Origin of the sequence: Haloarcula sp. 1CSR25-25 (assembly GCF_032027985.1) — an archaeon.
Taxonomy (GTDB): Archaea; Halobacteriota; Halobacteria; order Halobacteriales; family Haloarculaceae; genus Haloarcula.
In genome coordinates, this window is the sequence record NZ_JAHYBW010000004.1 from 1 (window position 1) to 17,535 (window position 17,535).

At 55.5% G+C, this 17,535-nt stretch carries 15 protein-coding genes, 1 rRNA gene and 3 pseudogenes; 6 read left to right on the forward strand and 13 right to left on the reverse strand.

Going from position 1 to position 17,535, the window contains the following annotated elements:
• Positions 1-320 (reverse strand): 16S ribosomal RNA (locus tag KZ498_RS12895); the annotation flags it as partial.
• A 453-nt stretch (positions 321-773) separates the two neighbouring features.
• Here KZ498_RS12895 and KZ498_RS12900 point away from each other — a divergent pair.
• Positions 774-1,379, forward strand: a pseudogene (locus KZ498_RS12900) (site-specific integrase).
• A gap of 991 nt (positions 1,380-2,370) precedes the next feature.
• Here KZ498_RS12900 and KZ498_RS12905 read toward each other — a convergent pair.
• The gene (locus tag KZ498_RS12905) at positions 2,371-2,661 is read right to left on the reverse strand and encodes a hypothetical protein (RefSeq protein WP_312619325.1); all 291 of its coding nucleotides are present in this window, start codon (positions 2,659-2,661) and stop codon (positions 2,371-2,373) included.
• A gap of 448 nt (positions 2,662-3,109) precedes the next feature.
• Here KZ498_RS12905 and KZ498_RS12910 point away from each other — a divergent pair.
• Positions 3,110-3,427: pseudogene (locus KZ498_RS12910) on the forward strand (hypothetical protein); the annotation flags it as partial.
• A 218-nt stretch (positions 3,428-3,645) separates the two neighbouring features.
• Here the strand turns inward: KZ498_RS12910 and KZ498_RS12915 are convergent.
• Positions 3,646-3,903 (reverse strand): annotated as a pseudogene (locus KZ498_RS12915) (cell division control protein Cdc6); the annotation flags it as partial.
• Between the two features lie 333 nt (positions 3,904-4,236).
• Between KZ498_RS12915 and KZ498_RS12920 the strand changes: the two are divergent.
• Both KZ498_RS12920 and KZ498_RS12925 read left to right on the forward strand, forming a co-directional pair.
• A complete protein-coding gene (locus tag KZ498_RS12920) occupies positions 4,237-4,962 on the forward strand; it encodes an inorganic diphosphatase (RefSeq protein ID WP_312619328.1) in 726 nt (241 codons plus the stop codon).
• 7 nt (positions 4,963-4,969) lie between these two features.
• Positions 4,970-5,368 (forward strand): hypothetical protein, encoded by a 399-nt coding sequence (locus tag KZ498_RS12925; protein WP_312619329.1) that lies wholly within the window; start codon positions 4,970-4,972, stop codon positions 5,366-5,368.
• Positions 5,369-5,894: 526 nt separating this feature from the next.
• On the opposite strand, the gene KZ498_RS12930 is transcribed toward KZ498_RS12925, so the two are convergent.
• The 8 genes from KZ498_RS12930 to KZ498_RS12965 form a co-directional block, all read right to left on the reverse strand.
• Positions 5,895-6,152: a hypothetical protein gene (locus KZ498_RS12930; RefSeq protein ID WP_312619330.1), complete on the reverse strand. Its 258-nt coding sequence runs from the start codon at positions 6,150-6,152 to the stop codon at positions 5,895-5,897.
• 680 nt (positions 6,153-6,832) lie between these two features.
• Positions 6,833-7,420, reverse strand: a complete 588-nt coding sequence (locus tag KZ498_RS12935) for a hypothetical protein (protein ID WP_312619331.1) — start codon at positions 7,418-7,420, stop codon at positions 6,833-6,835.
• A gap of 499 nt (positions 7,421-7,919) precedes the next feature.
• Positions 7,920-8,279, reverse strand: a complete 360-nt coding sequence (locus tag KZ498_RS12940) for a 2-oxo acid dehydrogenase subunit E2 (protein WP_312619333.1) — start codon at positions 8,277-8,279, stop codon at positions 7,920-7,922.
• A complete protein-coding gene (locus KZ498_RS12945; protein WP_312619335.1) occupies positions 8,200-8,628 on the reverse strand; it encodes a 2-oxo acid dehydrogenase subunit E2 in 429 nt (142 codons plus the stop codon). Before KZ498_RS12945 ends, KZ498_RS12940 begins: the two co-directional genes overlap by 80 nt.
• Positions 8,629-8,647: 19 nt before the next feature.
• Positions 8,648-8,905, reverse strand: coding sequence for a lipoyl domain-containing protein (locus tag KZ498_RS12950; RefSeq protein ID WP_312619336.1), 258 nt, complete (start codon positions 8,903-8,905; stop codon positions 8,648-8,650).
• Complete coding sequence (locus KZ498_RS12955) at positions 8,902-9,921, reverse strand: alpha-ketoacid dehydrogenase subunit beta (protein WP_312619337.1); 1,020 nt, start codon at positions 9,919-9,921, stop codon at positions 8,902-8,904. Before KZ498_RS12955 ends, KZ498_RS12950 begins: the two co-directional genes overlap by 4 nt.
• Positions 9,921-10,934: a thiamine pyrophosphate-dependent dehydrogenase E1 component subunit alpha gene (locus KZ498_RS12960; protein ID WP_396276131.1), complete on the reverse strand. Its 1,014-nt coding sequence runs from the start codon at positions 10,932-10,934 to the stop codon at positions 9,921-9,923. The genes KZ498_RS12955 and KZ498_RS12960 overlap by 1 nt, the downstream gene beginning before the upstream one ends.
• Positions 10,935-11,272: 338 nt before the next feature.
• The gene (locus KZ498_RS12965) at positions 11,273-11,542 is read right to left on the reverse strand and encodes a hypothetical protein (protein ID WP_312619340.1); all 270 of its coding nucleotides are present in this window, start codon (positions 11,540-11,542) and stop codon (positions 11,273-11,275) included.
• A gap of 918 nt (positions 11,543-12,460) precedes the next feature.
• On the opposite strand from KZ498_RS12965, the gene KZ498_RS12970 reads away from it, so the two are divergent.
• Positions 12,461-13,885 (forward strand): sulfatase-like hydrolase/transferase, encoded by a 1,425-nt coding sequence (locus tag KZ498_RS12970; RefSeq protein WP_312619715.1) that lies wholly within the window; start codon positions 12,461-12,463, stop codon positions 13,883-13,885.
• A gap of 187 nt (positions 13,886-14,072) precedes the next feature.
• On the opposite strand, the gene KZ498_RS12975 is transcribed toward KZ498_RS12970, so the two are convergent.
• Positions 14,073-14,510 (reverse strand): hypothetical protein, encoded by a 438-nt coding sequence (locus tag KZ498_RS12975; RefSeq protein ID WP_312619342.1) that lies wholly within the window; start codon positions 14,508-14,510, stop codon positions 14,073-14,075.
• A 1,021-nt stretch (positions 14,511-15,531) separates the two neighbouring features.
• Here KZ498_RS12975 and KZ498_RS12980 point away from each other — a divergent pair.
• A complete protein-coding gene (locus KZ498_RS12980; protein ID WP_312619343.1) occupies positions 15,532-16,188 on the forward strand; it encodes a lactate utilization protein in 657 nt (218 codons plus the stop codon).
• Positions 16,189-16,433: 245 nt separating this feature from the next.
• Here the strand turns inward: KZ498_RS12980 and KZ498_RS12985 are convergent, their stop codons facing one another.
• Entirely contained in the window at positions 16,434-17,150 is a 717-nt protein-coding gene (locus KZ498_RS12985) for a hypothetical protein (protein WP_312619344.1), read from the reverse strand.
• Positions 17,151-17,535 lie beyond the last annotated feature (385 nt).

Here is a 17,535-nt window from a genome sequence, read left to right on the forward strand (position 1 = left end):
GGCCCGGTATCTTGTCTCAGATACCGTCTCCAGGCTCTTGCTCTCACAACCTGTACCGATTATCGGCATGGTGGGCCGTTACCCCACCATCTACCTAATCGGCCGCAGCCACATCCTACAGCGCCGGAACGTTTCCAACTCTCGGCACTCCAGCATGAGAGTTGTATCCGCTATTGGCCTCAGTTTCCCGAGGTTATCGCGGTCTGTAGGGTAGTTTGGCCACGTGTTACTGAGCTATATGCCACGAGTCTGAACTCGTGCGACTAGCATGGCTAAATCGGACTCCGATAGCAATGGCCTCCGGCAGGATCAACCGGAATGTGCTGACTAAGTCAGCGGCGGAAGTGGTTGCACTCCGTCGGAAGCTAACACACTGGTTCCTACACCAGTGCTGACTACTGCATGGGTCCGTGGGCTCACATCAGATTCCATCTTGACGGCGGACCGCAGGGGTGGAATCCTCATACACGAGCACGGAGCCGGGATGGCCTCGTGCTCTAAGCGAATGACCCAGACCACCTCGACGGTGGCGTTGGGTTGTCGACCCGGGCTCGCTGCCCGGTGCGACCTTCGCATCACATCCGATGAGTGGGGTATATATAAATGGACGGTCTCGGACCTGCTGTGCGTACCTACCGCACGGTAGATATTAACTAATGACTTGTCTCATTAAATCGTAACAAATAGCCCTAATTTACACTCGGATTTCGGTGTCTACCCTCCGTTTTCTCCCACACTCCAGACACTATTGCTGTGAAACTTTACTAATCGTAATGTGTGTCGAAGCCACCGACTGGAACGAACACAAAGTCTGGCTCACCGACAATGAGATTGAGGTCCTCCGGCGAGCCACCAACAGTCAACGCGACGACCTCAGTATCCAGTTCGGTGCGTTCGTCGGTCTACGCGCCTTGGAGATACCGCAGGTCCGACCAGGGACATCAAGCAGACTGACAGCGGGCAATATCGGCTCCGTGTCCAAGCCGGGAAAGACACCAGCGGCAACGGCGGGAAACCCCACAATGCCTTCCTTCCCGACAACGTCGAGCACGACATCCAGCGCTACCAGAACGAACACAACATTGGTCCGAAAGATGCTTTATCGATTTGAAACGACCCGGCGTCCGCGGCGTGATCCGCCGGACAGCCGAGCGGGCAGCTCGGGACACGGACGACGACGATTTCGAGGGGAGGTGTCGAGTCGTGACCGCCGCCGGCGCTTCGCCAAGTGCCTGCTCGTCGTCGAACGGATGAACCCCCGGATCGTGATTGCCACCAGCGGCTGAGACTCATTCGCTGCCATCGAACCGTGCCTGAACGCGCCCGTGCTTCGTACATACTCTAAGTCTTACACGCCGCTCGTGACAGAAGGTGTATAAAACGACGGCCAGTGCGATACGTCACCTCTCTGTATTGGCAAATTAATCGCTACAACCCCGTGGATGGGGTTGGCGTATTCACAACGGTTAACGGAGATCGGCCCATTTTCAAGATGGACAGATGAGCCGACGAGAAGGCGCAGTGAATCGGCACTGTGGTGCTGCCGCTGGACAGCAATTTCCCCCGACACGAGATTGCAACCGGCAAGCGAACAGCAGTAGGATGTCTCGTCCTAATTGAGGTCGTCCTCAGAATGGATACGTTGCTAAACGGGTCCAACCCGTCAATCCACGCTGCGAGCTAATCATACAGTGTCTCCCTGGCATGGCGTGTGCCAAGTCTGGCCGCTCCGCCATCCGTCCAATCACTACGGAGCGTCGTGTACTAGTGGTGTGCATACTCGACCGAATCGGCCACCTCCACGCTTGTAGAACCTCGAAACAGAGTTTCCAAGTCAGAAACTCGCTATGTGGTTTTAGTGCACATCGGCCAGTAGGTGTAGGTAGCCGCCGGTCGGAGGCGGTCCCCGAAAAGTATCCGACGCACCTGCCCACCATCGCCCTCGCCCGTTCCCCGCTTGGGGCTGGAGCCCACCGAGTGCCCCCTGACATGCCCTCCTCACGCACTCCATTCCCCCTATTCCCCTCGTGTCGCTTCATCAGGTCTCCAGAGCCCGCCGCGTTCTCGCTGTGAATTGTGCTCAAACCAGTACCATGCATACGTAGATAGAAGCCTGGCGGACCTCCTACGGCGTCGGTTCAGTCATAAACGGACCACCTTTTCGCGGGTCCGTAGAAGGTACTTGCTTTTCACTCATATTCCGGGACGTATCCTGTCGGAGGTCGATATACAAATGGAACCATACTCTGAGTCCTCTGCTACAGCGGACAACTTTCCCGCTTAGCGTGTTTTCTGAAGGTGAATTAACTATGAGGACCCCCTCCCCGCACATCGTTTCTGAGTAGTACGGTACTACTCAGGGTCAGTGGTTCACGACCCGATTTCTAACGTGTGACTCAATAGCTTATCGAGGGTTTCGGCGTCAATGCGGTCCATCTTCGCGGACCCGACGACATTGATCATCACGACACCCGTACCGGAGTCGTACGAAGCTACAATTACCGAGTCGCTTGCTGTGAGGTCCAAGAACACCTCTCCATCTTGGGGGGAGATGTCGTCTCCCAACTTGACGAGGTCGGACCCGTCTGGCCGTTTGACGGCCATACCGTCGACAGTGTAGTGACCCGGGTTGTTTTCTTTGGATGGGTCGGACAGTGCCATATATGATATAGCACTTACAGGTACTTAGAACCTTGCCAGCGTATTTATTCTATTAAGTAATCTCCAGAAATAAGAGTTGCTTAACCAACAATGGGAGGACAGCAGTCGGAACTGTTGGTTAAGATGTCGGACTCTTATGTAGAACCGTGGAAAGACGCAGTAAAATCGCTATAGCAGCGTTTCCTACGCAAAACGAATTCTATCGATATGGTCCTGATTACAGTACCTGAGGCAAGATTGATTATAAAAGCCACAGCCGTGTTTCCGTAGCTTTGCACAAGAGCGTACCATTAGAACGAGGGGATCTAGTTCTGGAACCCTCCTCAGAAGCGGCCAGTCGATGGCAGAGATCCGGGGATAGAGGAGAGGAGACAACCAGTCTCCTGCCTTCCTGTGCCGCGGATACGCCACGCCGCGGCTTATCTGAGATAGGTGTCTCTATTCGAGTATGTCCGAGCAAGTACCGGCGAAATCGAAGCGGTTCGCGGTAGACCAGCCGGGCCGAGGCACAGACAGAAATCAAACCCTTGCTGATTAGGCCAATCCAGCGACCAACGAGATGCTGCTCCCCTCGCTCAATGACGGTATCACGTTGCTCGATGTGGACGTCAGTCGCGATATCCCGCTTCTCCAGTCCATCGTGCTCGATCATCTGCTCATGAACGGCGGCTCCGCCTTCTGGGTTGACGCAAACGGTCACGCGACGACGACCACACTCTCGCGGATCGTAACGAGCCAGCGGTTGCTCGACAGTCTTCAGGACGCCATCACGCGGCTCCACGCTGGAACGGTGCCCTCTCCGCTTGGATGGGACCGCACGGACATTCAACAAGAACTCTCAGAGACACGTGAGACAAAGCTAACCGATTTCCAGTGACCGAGCAATAAGTGATTTCGATTGAGTGCACGGTCACACCCCTTCCCCCGTCATCGATGTGTAAAACCATGAGAGGTATGTTCCAAACCAAATGCTTGATCCAGTTCTCACTCCTCGTGGAACACATTCGGCTGAGCATTCACGACTGAGCTGAGGAGTCCTTGCTGCTCGGCTATCCTCCAGGCGGGTATCATCGACAATCCGAGTCATTATATCTTCAGGATCGCCTGTGAGTGTGAACTTCATATACATCCCGCCAACTCGTCCGCGGGTCTTCCGGGAGGTTGAAATCAATCCATATGCCGAGGTTCCTTGACACATTTGACGTACGTTTCGCGGGTCATCTGGTCAGCATCGAATCTATTCGGCCTTGTTGAACACTCAATCTGTGATGTGTCTCAGCAGTCCTGCTGCATACAGAGCGCCAGTCAGCATGCACTGTGGAGCATGAATTCGGCCGAATCCTTCCGTTCAGAGAATTGACTTACCACGCCTTTCGAGAGCCATCAAAGAGTGATAGTATTTATACGGTATAATTAAAGCGAGTGGCGCTAATCGAATGTTCGCGGACAGAATGACAAGTACCATACAATCAATTATTCGATTATATACTGTTCTACACCTATCCATCTCGAATGGTAACAATATATCAACCTATTATAAACGTCTAATACTATCGTGTCGGGGGATTTACTCGCATGGCAGATGACCAAAGGGAACTGCCACCCTCGGCCTCTCGTCGCTCGTTCCTCGCGGGCGTCGGAAGCCTGGCCGGGGTATCGGCAGTTGAGCGCGCAGCAGCTTCGGCAGACGGCAACGCACATGCGAAACACGGCGAATCCGATTCAATGAACCCCCACGAACCCATGAACCTGGTTGACGGTGTCGAACAGAACGATAACTTCCCACAGACGGCGACAGCCGTTGCTGCGATAGAGAAGAGCGGACAGATAAAGTACGAGTACCGAAAGGATATTCCGGGCTTCATACTCGACCGCGCGCTCTACAGTTCGGTCGCCTACCCTGGTGACTACGGCTTTTTCACGCAGACGGCTGGCGGCGACGGTGACCCGCTCGATTTCCTGGCCCTGACCGAGGACGGTCTGTTCACGGGGTGCATTTTCGACCTTCGGCCAGTTGCGGTCATTCGTATGAACGACACAGGCGAGAAGGACGACAAGATAATCGGGGTGCCTGCCGATGACCCGCGATTCGATCATATCGAGGTTCGAGAGGACATTCCCGACCACCAACAGGACGTCATCGAGGAGTTCTTCCGTACCTACAAGAATTTAGAACCCGGCGACGCAGAAATCGTGATCAAGGGCTGGGACTCACGCGATGCTGCCTACGACATCCTCAAAGAAGGCCGCCAGAACTGGGAGAGGCTCCAACAGGGAAACAGTAACGGAAACGCCAACTGACCGACCGGTGTACAGTATCGGCGGATTCGGTTTCTCATTTCTGAACGCCGTCCAAGATGGAAGGAGCATATTCAGCATCGCTTCTACAACGAGAGAGATTGACCAGCTTCCCGATGATGCCGGGCCCGGGGACGATCTGCTTGACGCACTGCGCGAACACGACACCCGGCCGCCGTACATCTCGACCAACGGTGTCCGGTCGACTCTAAAACGTCTGTGTGAGGCCAGCGATATCGACGTGAACGGCATGAAGGAGTACATCACTCCCCACGCCGCCGTGGCGTCGGGGAGTTCCTGTATCGAAACGTTGGCTTCGAGGCTGGCCAGCGGGCGCTGCGATACAAGGACCCCAGCACCACGAGCGAAATGTGCTCTCGTATCGGAGCGAGCGAACTCGCGGATGTGACGACAGAGGCGTTCGAGAGTGAGTGAACTTTGTTCCTACGCGTGCAATACGTCGCTAGTATGGGTTCTCATCGCGATAGACCCAGTTCGTCAAGCACCCACCGCCAGTCATGTGCTGGATTCCCGAGCTCGTAGTAGCGTTCTGCTGAAATATCCGGATCAAGATGGCCGCTGTCCACACCAGATTCAATAAAGTGTGTCGTGGGTCGGCCGGCGGCTTCCACCCCACAGCCAGTGAACTTGGCTCGTGGAAAGGAGCAAACGTCCCGCTACTTGGATCCCACCACGGTTCGAGGTGAGCGACAAGGTCCACGGTGATTTCGTCCACAAGTGACGCGACCAGCACTACAGGTTGGGCTGGTCAACGACGACGGTGCCGCAGCGGGGGCAGAGCAAGCGGTCGCGATGGACTGAATCGTCCATGATCCAGTCACCGTCGATAGGGCTGGCGTGCTCGCAAGCTGGGCAGAACAGCGCTGTTTTTGAAAATTGGTGGTCGGAGTCGCTGGCGGTGGGCATCGAGGCGGTCATGCGCTTGGAGAGTAGTTGTGCCCGAAGATGGCACAGACAATGTTCAGGACGACTAAGCCACTAACCAGGAGGGGCTGTGCTGCAACAACGTTGGACGCGAGCGTGCCCGCGATAACAAGTGGGAGCGGGATGCTCGCCCAGAAGGCGACTCCCTGGAAGACGGAGACGATCGTTTCGACGACCATCGCAAACAGTGATTGCACGTTCGATTCGGCAGCCGGGGGGCGTGGGATAGAGAGATCAGAGGTAGCCATTGGAGGGTTGTGTACTACACCAATGCACTGGCATCCGCATATAAACCGCAGACCGTCAGCATATATTTGATTCACTTCACTGTCTGCCGGATAGTTTAGCACTTTTCACGGCGGTGAGAATACATCTTGAAACGAGCGCAGAACTCTTTAGAGATTTTACAACCGGTTGTAAACAGCTTACTTTTGATTGCATGGTATACTGCTATCATGACCGGTCAGCCCCTCACTGGTAACTGCGATTGGACAGGCTGTAATAAAAATGGGTGGAAACTTCCTGCTGACCGAACAGGACTAACAGCAGATGAAGGCTTCTTCAATAGGGGTTCAGTAAAAGCTAACCAACAAGCAGGAGCGCTCGGACAGTTGTAGGTTAGCCCAAGTGTTCCTCAGACGTAGTTAGCCCGTGTGTTCCTCAAACGTAGGACGTGATTCGAGCTTGCTGGGCTTCTTCGGAATCAGACCAGCGTGGAGGCCGGGGAAGTCAATATATCTGGGAAGAAGTTGGTCCTACACCGCCATCCCACGTCTCAGACAGTCTGGTTTAGGGTATCTACGGCGAAGATAAGAGGAGTGTGGTCTCTTCATGTCTTGGTACACCTCGGTCAGTAACGGTGGAAGCAATTTGCACAGCTACCAGCGGAAGTGGTGGGGTAGGTGTTGACCAGTGGTTGGCCATTCGATCACGTGTCGGTGAGTTGTGGATACCGCAACTGGAGTTCGCCATCCAACGTGTAGTCATTACTGAGAGGGCCGCCACCCGAGAGTTCGATGATTGTGTGGATATTGAGGCGTGTAGCCGGTTCTGAACCCGGAATTACGATGAGATTGATCGTGCTGATTGTTTCATCTGCGAGGTCGTCAAGATCGGTAATTTCGATGATCGTTCCGAGGGCCTGTTCAGGCGTATAGAGTGCTATCGATGGTGGTGGGGAGCTATCCCCCTCAATTGGCGAGACGACGGCGACCTCTGCCGGGGATTCCATTGCTGTTTCGGGCATCCAGACTCTCAGTTGGATGGATTCTACATTCGTCCCATCCTGGTGCCATATCTCGGTCGAGAGGTCGATACGATCGGATGTAACGCTTCCATCGACACCCAAGTGACCTACTTCCTCGTCGTTCTCTGTAAAAATGAGAGTCTTCCTCCCACTTGATTCCGCATTCACAGTCGGTTCAGAGAGTGTTTTGCTACTCGACACTGTACTACACCCTGCTGTTGTGGCGACGCCACCAGCACATACCGATGCAAGGTACGTCCGTCGGTTCACGTGGGGAGAGAGCTTTCCGGTTCATAAAATCGTGGGGGACGCTCAAATCCCACTTTGGGCCTCGACCGCTCTTACATCTGGATGGCTCCCCCTGCGCGCTGTACTACCTGTACTGAACTATTGCGGATAGTGTTGGTAGGAGAGTCGTGAGCGTTCCTTTCGAAGCTGTGATGTCTGCCTTCTCGCGTGCAGTCTCCAGTTTGTCTTCCCACTCCGCTTCGTTCCGTTCGGACGTTATCGCCAGTTCCGCATCGGAATCCGCGGTGTCGATAGCCTGGAGCTGCTCGAAGGCATCGGTTGCAGACCTTGATCTCCATTTTCTAACCAACACTGCAGCCACAGCCCGTTTTGTTGGTTAGCCTTGTCGTTGGTTTATTTCAGCGGCTGGCCAAGGATGTCGAAAATACTGACGGCTTTGAACTCCTGATAGCGTTCTTTCCCGGTTCTTTCGGACAGGACGACTTGAGGGCTTTGCGGTTCGATTGTTCGGTATAGTCGACTAGACGTACTGCGACGCGTCGCCGAGGTGCTCCGCCAGTGTCTTCAGGAACCGTGCGGCGTCAGCGCCGTCGACCACCCGATGGTCGAAACTCAGACTTGCCGTCATCTGCCGGCGAAAGGTCACGTCCTCATCGACAGCAACGGCAGGTTCACTGATGCGGCCGAGACCCAGAAGCGCAATTTCGGGCGGATTGATGACCGGATTGAACGAGTCCACCCCGAACGGACCGAGGTTTGATATCGTGAATGTTCCGCCCTTGAACGTACTCATCGTGTAGTCACCCGCCTGTACCCTTTCGGTTAGACGCCGGCGTTCGGTTGCTATCTCGTTCAGAGACAGCGATCCGATATCCGCCATGACGGGCGTGACGAGGCCGCCCCTCGATTGTGGTTGCGACGCCGACGTTCTGTTCCTCATAGAGGCGATGGGTCCCGTCCTCAAAGGTGGCGTTGAACGCCGGGTGGGCCGCCAGCGCGTCCGAAAGCGCACACAGAACGATGTCGGTCACCGTCGGGTCGGCCCCCTCGGCTGTCGCCTCTGCGGCGTCGGCGGCGGACAGCAGCTCCTCGGCGTCGATAGTCCGGTTGACCGTCACGTGGACGGCCTCCTGATAACTCTCCTGTAGACGGTTGGCGATGGTCTTGCGCATCGGCGTGAGCGACCGCTCTTCACGGATGGTCCGCTCGGCGGGTCCGTCCCCGCTCATGGTCGGTGCGTCGTCCCCGTCATGGTTCTATCCAGGCGAGCGTGTCCCCGAGTGCAAACTCGTCGTCCTCGCCACAGACGATTTCCGTTAGCGTCCCGTTCGTCGGCGCGAACACGTCCAGGCTGACCTTATCGATCTGGACCTCACAGAGACTCGCTCCCTCGTCGATGCGCGAACCCTCGCGCGCGAACCAGTTAACGACGACACCTTCGTCGCTGTCGGCGTCGTCCGGCCAGTCCGCAACCGTCACCGCGACGCGGTCCGTGGTATCGCTCATTGCGTCCGCTCGACGGCGGCAGCGATGTCCTCAGCGTCCGGAACGACCTCCTGTTCCAGCGGGCGGGAGTACGGAATCGGAACGTCCGGCAGTGCGACCCGTTCGACAGCATCGAGCGCGGCCAGCGATTCGTCGGCGACGCTGGCGACGATTTCGCCCGTCACACCGTAGGAGCGGTAGTCCTCGTCGACGACCACGAGATTCCCAGTCTTCTCGACGGACTCGACGATGGTTTCGGTGTCAAGCGGCACCAGTGAGCGCAGGTCGACGACTTCCGCGCTGATGCCGTCCTCGGCCAGCGTTGCGGCGGCGTCCAGCGCCCGGTGGACGTGCAGGCCGAGCGTCACGATAGTTGCATCCTCGCCTTCGCGTTTTATATCGGCGCTCCCGAAGGGAATGGTGTAGTCCTCCTCCGGAACGGGTGTCTTGGGCCCGTCGGGGGCGGGGAGCCAGCCGATTCCCATCAGGCGCTTGTGGAACATGTAGACAACGGGGTCGTCGTCGCGGACGGCGTTGTGCATCAGTCCCTTGGCGTCGTAGGCTGTCGCCGGGACGACCACCTTCATGCCAGGGACGTGGGCGAACGTGCCATAGAGCGTCTGGGAGTGCTGTGCGGCATCGTTGTAGGTCCCCCCGACGGCAGCGGTCAGGACCATCGGCACGGAGACGTTCCCGCCGCTCATGTAGGTGTTCTTCGCCATCTGGTTGTATATCTGGTCCATCGCGACACCGAAGAAGTCGACAAACATCAGTTCCGCGATGGGACGCATCCCCTCCTGTGCGGCCCCGACCGCCGCACCGAGGTACGCCGTCTCGCTGATGGGAACATCCATCACGCGGTCGTAGCCGAACTCATCACGCAGGCCTTCCGTGGAGTCGAAGATGCCGCCGTAGTCGGCGACATCCTCGCCCATGTAGAAGACCTCCTCGTTGTCGCGCATCTCGTCGGCGATAGCCTCGACCATCGCTCTGCTCATCGTCAGGTCGCGGTCGATTTTCTTGGACTGTTTTGACATCAGTCGTCACCTCCTGCGAGGTCGTGCTCGGGCTCGCTGTCGGTCACGCCACTGGGCGGGTTCACCCACATATCCTCGTAGGCGTCCTCGGGGTCGGGTTCTGGCTGAGACTTGGCCCACTCGATTGCCTCCTCGACGGCGCTATGCGCCTCCTCGCGCAGGGTCTCAATGATGTCGTCGTCGACGCCGTGTGCACGCAGGTCGCCTTCCAGTCGCTCAATCGAGTCACGTTGCTGGGCGGCTGCTTGGTCTTCCTCCGGGCGGTAGCTCTCCGGATCGCCCATGAAATGGCCCATCCGACGGTGGACCTGCACCTCCATAACCGTCGGGCCGTTGCGGTCGCGGGCGCGACCGATGGCCTCGCCCGCGGCCTCGTAGACGGTGGTGGCGTCGTCCTCATCGACGCGAACGCCGGGCATCTCGAAGCCGTCGGCGCGCTTGGCGCCGTTCTGCACGTCGGTGACTCGCTCTTTCGGCATGCTGATGGCCCAGTCGTTGTCTTCGATGACGAAGACCACGGGCAGGTCGTGGACGGCCGCGAAGTTCAGTGATTCGAGGAACGCGCCCTGATCGATGGCACCCTCGCCGAGGAAGGCGACGGCGACGCTGTCGGTGTTGCGTTTCTTGGCCGCAAGGCCTGCACCCGCGGCGGGGGGACACCCCTCCGCAATGATGCCGCTACAGGCGAATCCGGCGTCGGGGTCAAACAGGTGCATGTGCCCGCCTTTCCCCTTGCCGAGGCCGTTCTCGCGGCCGAATATCTCGGCGGTCATTCGCTTCAGGTCGACGCCCTTCGCGATGGCGATATGGTGGGGTCGGTGCGGCGCGGTCACTGTGTCGTCGTCCCGGAGGTGCTGACATACGCCTGCACCTGACGCCTCGTGGCCCGCCGCGAGGTGTAACTCGCCGGGAATCGGTCCTGCCGAGATGTCGAAGGCAGGCTGTTTTCCCTCCAGGTACTCCTCCTGTAACCGCTCCTCGTAGTGACGTGCCGTCACCATGTCGCGGTACATCTCTTGTAGGTCGTTAACTGGTACCATGGAATCCACCCAAATGGTGGTCTACATACTATTTAATCATGAGGGTAACTCCATTCCAAATCAGGCACTGACCCGGGATTATCAAGAGCGCGTCCCTACCCCGCGCGGGTGCTAGTGTATTTGTGAGGCAGTGAGATACGACTTCTGCTGGCTCCTCGCTGTTGCCAGGTAGGGTGTTCGGTCTCTTCTCCCGCAGGATTGGTGACCGAATTGCAGGATTGACGCGTCGGGAGGTCAAAAGAAGCGTTCAGCGCCAGGACGGTATTTCCATACTGTCTCGCTCAAATCCGACTGTTGGAACCACTGCGTGCTTATTTCCCAGGGGCATTGTCCGCGGCCCCGTTCACAGCCGAACTCGCGTTCTCTGCGGCCCCGGCCTCACTGCCGTCAGGGGTCATGCCGCTGATCGACTCACCGAGGACACTGGACTCACCGCCGGCCATGGAGCTGACCTCAGCCAGGATGTCCCCGACGAAGTCCGGGACCTGACCGGGGAGGTCTGTCGGTGGGCCTGCCTGCATCACCGTCTGGGCCGCATCGTTTGCGAACTGGACCATCGTCAGCGGATCTGCTTCGAACATTGCAACTCGACGTATCGGGCGGGAGATGATAAGGGGGCCAAGCCATGAGGGCGATTTGGGGGCGAGTTTTACCGAATTAACGCGGCTGGTTCACGGATAACTCGCTTTGTCGTAGCTGATACCGTCGAAATCAACATTGGGGCGACCATTGAGACTGTTGCGTGCCGGACGCGCCAACAGCGATTTGCTGCGTTATCAGTGGTAGATTATGTCGTCATTGTCGGGTTCACAAACCAAAGGATTCTCTTCTTGAAGAATATTTTGTAATCCGATTTATTGCGGTTTAAGTCGACGGTCAACGAGTTTCGAGTCCAAAGTAATCAACAGGATAGTAGTCGACGATTTTCGTTGCTTCGATATTTGTCCGCGCGAAGAATAGAGCGTCTACTTATTGTTATTGCTTCTAAATACCCTGATATAGCAACGGTGGTATCCGTGTACGTCAAAAAATCAGCAAACTACCAGAGAGGATTTGACAGCAATGAATAACCTGTCTACCGGATGTTCCTGTCCAAATTCTCATAGGACTCCCCAAAGTCATCTGAGTCCGTCTCCTTCGGAAACTCAGTCGATGTCGGCCGACATCAGTGTCCATCTCGTTCTCGGGTTGGTTCTGGTTGTGTTTTTGATTCCGCTATGGGTCCTTATCGAGTTCGTGAAATACTGTTTCAAGATTTAATTGTAATCTTGTCAAATAAACCGAGTTTTGCCGAAGAAGATATTCAGGTTGCGCGTCCGCTCGGTCTCAAGTGCGATTACGTGTCGAATGTCGAGAGTGGCCGTCCAGTCGTGAGTATTGTTCTTTATATCCTATACAACCCTGTCAACGATGCTATCCCTCGATATAAGAGCTATTTATTTAGATACATGAGTGGTAGACGGCATGTAACTAATTATAAACCAGTCTTTGGAATTGTCATGGTGGGTAATAGTGATATCCTCTGGGTGACATTAGAAAGTGTCAGAGCTGATCATACGCCGATGTACGGGTATGAACGGAATACCACCCCATTCATCGACAGTTTAGCCGGTTCACCGGACTCGACTGTGCTGGAAAACTGTATCAGCCAGTCCATGTGGACCCCAGCGTCAACCGCATCGATCCTTACGGGGACGTATTTATCGACACATAATGTCGGTCGAGACGGGAAAGTCAAGCGAAAACTGCACTCTAGTTTAGACACCTTACCCGGGGTCCTTTCTGAAGCAGGATACGAAACCGCTCTCTTCTCACCGTCGTCGTATATCAGTGATGCGACAGGACTTAATTCGGGGTTCAATCATAGCGAACTTATCAAGTTACGTAAGGAAAATTTCGCGAAATTCGACGAGACTGGGCTACTCAGTTGGAAGCTGGCGTTAAAGCGATTCCGAGAAAATCCGACAGTGGATCTGAGTATGCTGAAGCGTGATGTCGAAAACAGTACCAATGAGTTGGTAGCGACCCGAGTTAAACGGTGGATGCGGGACAGTTCCGACACTGATTCACCGCTCTTTTCGTACGTCCACGTTCCGTCCCCACACCATCCATACGTTCCGATTTCAAGCGTGGCGAAGCAGTATTACGACGGTCCAGACCTGCCTTCAGCGTATGACACTATCGAGAGAATATACGACGGGACGGAAGCAATTATGAACCGGATGGCAAACGGAAGGGAGTTATCTCCACAGCAGACCGAGTTAGCCAAGACCCTCTACGACGCTGAGATACGGTATGCTGATCAGACGGTCAGACAGATCGTTGAGGCCGCTCGATCACGCTCGGATCGTGACCTCATTATCGTAATCACAGCAGACCATGGAGACATGTTCGGCGAATACGGGCTTCTCGGGCATAATCTAGTGCTTCGAGACGAACTTATCAACGTTCCAATGGTCGTCTCCGGGATCGATGGCATCGTATCAACGAGCACTGATATCACACAGCACATCGACATGACGTATACCCTGGCAAACGTCACGGGAACCCTCACAGAGCAGTTTGAAGGTCGAGACCTTCGAGAAGGGAACCGGGAGTGGGGAATCAGCCAACGGGGCGTCGCTCACCTGGACGAGTATACAAAGTACAATCCGGAGTTCGATACGTCGCAATTCTTCGAAGCGCCGTACACATGCGTCCGGACGGCAACGCATAAATATCTCGGGAACAGCCATCGCCAGGTGTTGTACGAACTTCCCGATGAGACAGAGGACGTGAGCGAGGCCAATCCCGAAATCGTTCAGGAACTATCGGAAGTCGTCAACCGACAAGGAATCCAGTGGATGGCCCATTCACAGGGAGAAGAGTCAGAATTCGATGAAGATATGCTTTCTCACCTCAAGGACATGGGATATCTGACCTAACAGAACCGGTGTGATATGTAGTACGGTGGGGCTGTGTTAGTTGCCCCCTCCGTCTTTTGTCAAGATACAAACCGCGTACCAGCGACGTATTATCGAAGCTATTTTTCGTGAGGAGTAGACTCGTCACCTGTAACTTGAATCGGCAGGTAAAACGTGGCTTCGCTCTGGTACTCCCAGCCTCCAGCCCTCATTCATCTGGACCGAACTGACGGCAGCCGAATCTGTCTCTGTTCTCCCGCTGTGCACAGAGGTAGTCGAGCCGTTTTTCCATTTCAGATCGAGACATGCCCGCTTGGCTTTCCTGAGACTCCGCGAGCCGGGTTCGGCTGGCATTAAGCAATTGTTCTTTCTTTTCCAGTTCCGAGACTAACGCGTCGACGTCTTCGTTACGGGTTTCTAACTGCTTTTCGAGTTCTTCGTTGCGATTCTGCGCGGCCCGTCGGTTTTCTCGACTCTCGTTGAGTTGCTCGCGCAATTCCTCGTTTTCAGCGCGGAGCGCATCATTCTTCGTCTGTATGTCCTGTGCCGAATCCTGGAATGCGACTGTCGTCCCGACTGTCCCACTGGCGGCCACCACGACGACAACGACGAGCCAGGAGCTGATGTTGCGTGCCAGGGTACTCAATAGAAGCCCACCTCACCTGAGGCCTGTTTGATACGCCGGAACTTATCATAGGGTTGTAGAATCAAGGTCTGGATTGTCATGTGCCAGCCTGATTGGTGTATACTAGTAAAAGTAGTCGCCAGTTACCTTAAGCTGTGTATAGATAGTGTTCTAATAGACTATAGATATTAGAGTTTTACCTAGGGGTCCTATGTCAACGGTTCCGTGCTCCTCGCCAACGTGGCCCCTTCATGCGCCATCAAGCGCGAAAACCCCCAGACCACAGTCAGATGACTCGTTGTCCCGGCGGAGATTAGTTGGAGAGGTTCTATTCAGCCTGTTTTAACAGACGACTTCGAGTTGACGCTCTTCGGTACGTGCCTCGCGAGGATGGACGGCGAACAGGAATGCAGCGGCGTATAGCGCTCCAACAGTACCGATACCGTCGACGTCGGAAATTATACCGATTATGTCCTCAGCCGTCCAAAGCAGGGCCTACAGGCCACTTGATTACGTCTTATCGACCTCCGACAGCCCCGAAAATGAGTTCTGTGAGAGTGTTATACGCGTTTGGAAACACTGAAACAGTGCTTGCACTCCGGACAGTGATAGGTGGTCGTTCGCCGGGTGCTCGAAATGTCCCAGTCTCCCCCGCTCATACTGCTCTGAAAGCTGCACCCCGGACAGAACAGTACCGATTTCCAGGGTGACTCCATAGTGTTTGTAGTCTCTTTACGCATCATATTCATTAGTATCGTAACATGACCGTTACAGGGCAATATATGCTGTCCTCCGGTTCTCAATAATTGATATGCGTTCCAGTCATAGATTCCGTTCAATTGAGAGGGGGTAACGTGCCAGTTGTATCTGATTGGTTCGAGGCGCTCCGGTGGGAGGGTACCGACCGACTGACGCGTCCATCCACTCATCGTGGCCCAGTGAAAGAGCGGAGTATCACCGATGTTACTACCTGACACCGGTGTCTGCGAGCACTTTTCCAATAGCTTGTCTTCTCTGTAGATGCTGATACACCTGACACAGTATGTCTCAACAGAAATCAGATTACGTAGACGAAACGGATGTTGATGAGTCACTTGATGAACTGGCCTCCGAAGAGTCCATTGATGAGACCGTCGAGAATCTGGAGGAAAACGGGTTCGACGTCATAGTCGTTGACTCGGCTGACGATGCGCTCACCGAACTTCAGTCACTCATCTCTGCAGGGGCGTCTGTGATGAACGGCCACTCGACAACGCTCGAAGATATCGGGTTCGTCGAGTACCTGAGCGAAGGAGACCACGAGTGGGAGAGCCTACCCGACGAAATCTGGAGTATCGACGACGACGCACAGCGCCAGGCTGCTCGCCGAGAGTCGCAAACGGCCGACTACTTCCTCGGGGGCATCAACGGTATTTCTCGGACCGGCGAACTCGTCGCGGCGGACCGCTCGGGGAGCCGCATCGGTGCGTACCCGTTCGCCGCTGGTAACGTCGTCATTGTCAGCGGAGTGAACAAGATAGTGCCCACGCTAGACGACGCGCTCGACCGACTGGAGACCGTCGCTTACCCACTCGAAAACGAGCGTGCGAAGGAGGCGTACGGCGTCGAATCCGCGATTGCCAAACAGCTCATACTCCGCCAGGAACTCGAAGACGAGCGCACCACGGTGGTTCTCATCCGCGAGCGCCTCGGCTACTAACATCACTGGTGTCCCGGAAGCGGTCTAAACGCAGATATTCCGACCGTACACTGTCGGTAGACCCTTCTCCGTGTGGGTTTGGTTTCGGGAGGTGCAGACCGGACGCCCAATATCTGTCTTGCCGATCGAACGTCGGACATCGCGTGAACAATAAATCTGTACAGCCGCTTCAGGCCCCGTAGGACTGATCATCGTAACGACACATCGAGGTATTAGTTACCGTAAGCACGTGACCGAACGAGTGGTTAGGTTCCACCGCCAGCTGTCATGCCGCCGCCGGACATCGACCGACAGTTCCCATCGGGTTTCTGGATCGGTTCGACAGCCCCCCACGAGTGGAAGTCCCACCGCATGGACTCGGCTTCGATACGCCGCGGATATCCGGAGTCCGCGAGGATATAGTACGTAACCGGCTCTCGAGAGCCGCTCTGAGAGATTTCATACACCAGCACTTCCTCGCCATCGATAGTGTCCCGACCGACCGGTGTGACATCCGGGTTTTGCCGTGGCTGATCGGAGAATCTACCGGGATTAACCTCATCTCGGTCCATCCCTTGTCGCATCGTTCCCCGAAAACACTGCCCACCAGAAACAGTATACGTGCTGTTCCCAATGTGATACATCTCCATCTGTTGTCCCTGCTGATTGACTGACCAGTACATGTCCCCCTGGTAAAAACGGCCAGTCATCTCGACAGTCTGGCCCTCAGACCGCATCGTTGCAGTCATCGCATACGAGTCCGGGAACCGTGCCGTTTGACCGAACTGCGGCGACCCACTATCGGTTCCGCCATTCGCTGGCTCGTCCGTAGCGGTAGCCCCAGATGTTTCGGGAGTCACGTCGGCACCGCCACCATCCTCGGTCCCATCTGACCCGCTGGTTTGATCACTGCTACACCCGGAGAACAGGGCTATGCCCGCACACGCCGCGCCGAGTATCTGCCGTCTGGAGAATTGTTGCATAGTGAGATAACGTCCTCACACTAGACACAGATTACATGACGATACATGTGTATTGTTACCATATACTTTTTATAACAGACGCTAATGGCCCCACTAGATTTCATCGACAGGACCGTTCAATCTCCTCAGGGGGACTTCGGAACAGTACTATCGCAGGGGACTAATCCCCGAAATATCAGGTCGTCGATACGCTGGGTCGCTCTGCTGTGGCCTGGCTCCGGTTGGGTTGAGTGACTCAGAAACGCCATTTGGCATATTCTAACGGTATAGCTATACTATATAGTCGAACTATATTACAGAGCCGTATTGTTAGTCGCTATCACGTGACTGCGTCGGTGTCACTGTGATTGAAACACTGCGCTTTGGTACACAGCCGGCGTATTCG

Bases quoted from the DNA above. Each gene is read 5' to 3' on its own strand.
- KZ498_RS12980 (WP_312619343.1), top strand. From the start codon at position 15,532: ATGTCTCAACAGAAATCAGATTACGTAGACGAAACGGATGTTGATGAG.
- KZ498_RS12960 (WP_396276131.1), bottom strand. From the start codon at position 10,934: ATGTACCGCGACATGGTGACGGCACGTCACTACGAGGAGCGGTTACAG.
- KZ498_RS12970 (WP_312619715.1), top strand. From the start codon at position 12,461: ATGGTGGGTAATAGTGATATCCTCTGGGTGACATTAGAAAGTGTCAGA.
- KZ498_RS12950 (WP_312619336.1), bottom strand. From the start codon at position 8,905: ATGAGCGATACCACGGACCGCGTCGCGGTGACGGTTGCGGACTGGCCG.
- KZ498_RS12965 (WP_312619340.1), bottom strand. From the start codon at position 11,542: ATGTTCGAAGCAGATCCGCTGACGATGGTCCAGTTCGCAAACGATGCG.
- KZ498_RS12905 (WP_312619325.1), bottom strand. From the start codon at position 2,661: ATGGCACTGTCCGACCCATCCAAAGAAAACAACCCGGGTCACTACACT.
- KZ498_RS12955 (WP_312619337.1), bottom strand. From the start codon at position 9,921: ATGTCAAAACAGTCCAAGAAAATCGACCGCGACCTGACGATGAGCAGA.
- KZ498_RS12945 (WP_312619335.1), bottom strand. From the start codon at position 8,628: ATGAGCGGGGACGGACCCGCCGAGCGGACCATCCGTGAAGAGCGGTCG.
- KZ498_RS12985 (WP_312619344.1), bottom strand. From the start codon at position 17,150: ATGCAACAATTCTCCAGACGGCAGATACTCGGCGCGGCGTGTGCGGGC.
- KZ498_RS12930 (WP_312619330.1), bottom strand. From the start codon at position 6,152: ATGGCTACCTCTGATCTCTCTATCCCACGCCCCCCGGCTGCCGAATCG.
- KZ498_RS12940 (WP_312619333.1), bottom strand. From the start codon at position 8,279: ATGGCGGATATCGGATCGCTGTCTCTGAACGAGATAGCAACCGAACGC.
- KZ498_RS12920 (WP_312619328.1), top strand. From the start codon at position 4,237: ATGGCAGATGACCAAAGGGAACTGCCACCCTCGGCCTCTCGTCGCTCG.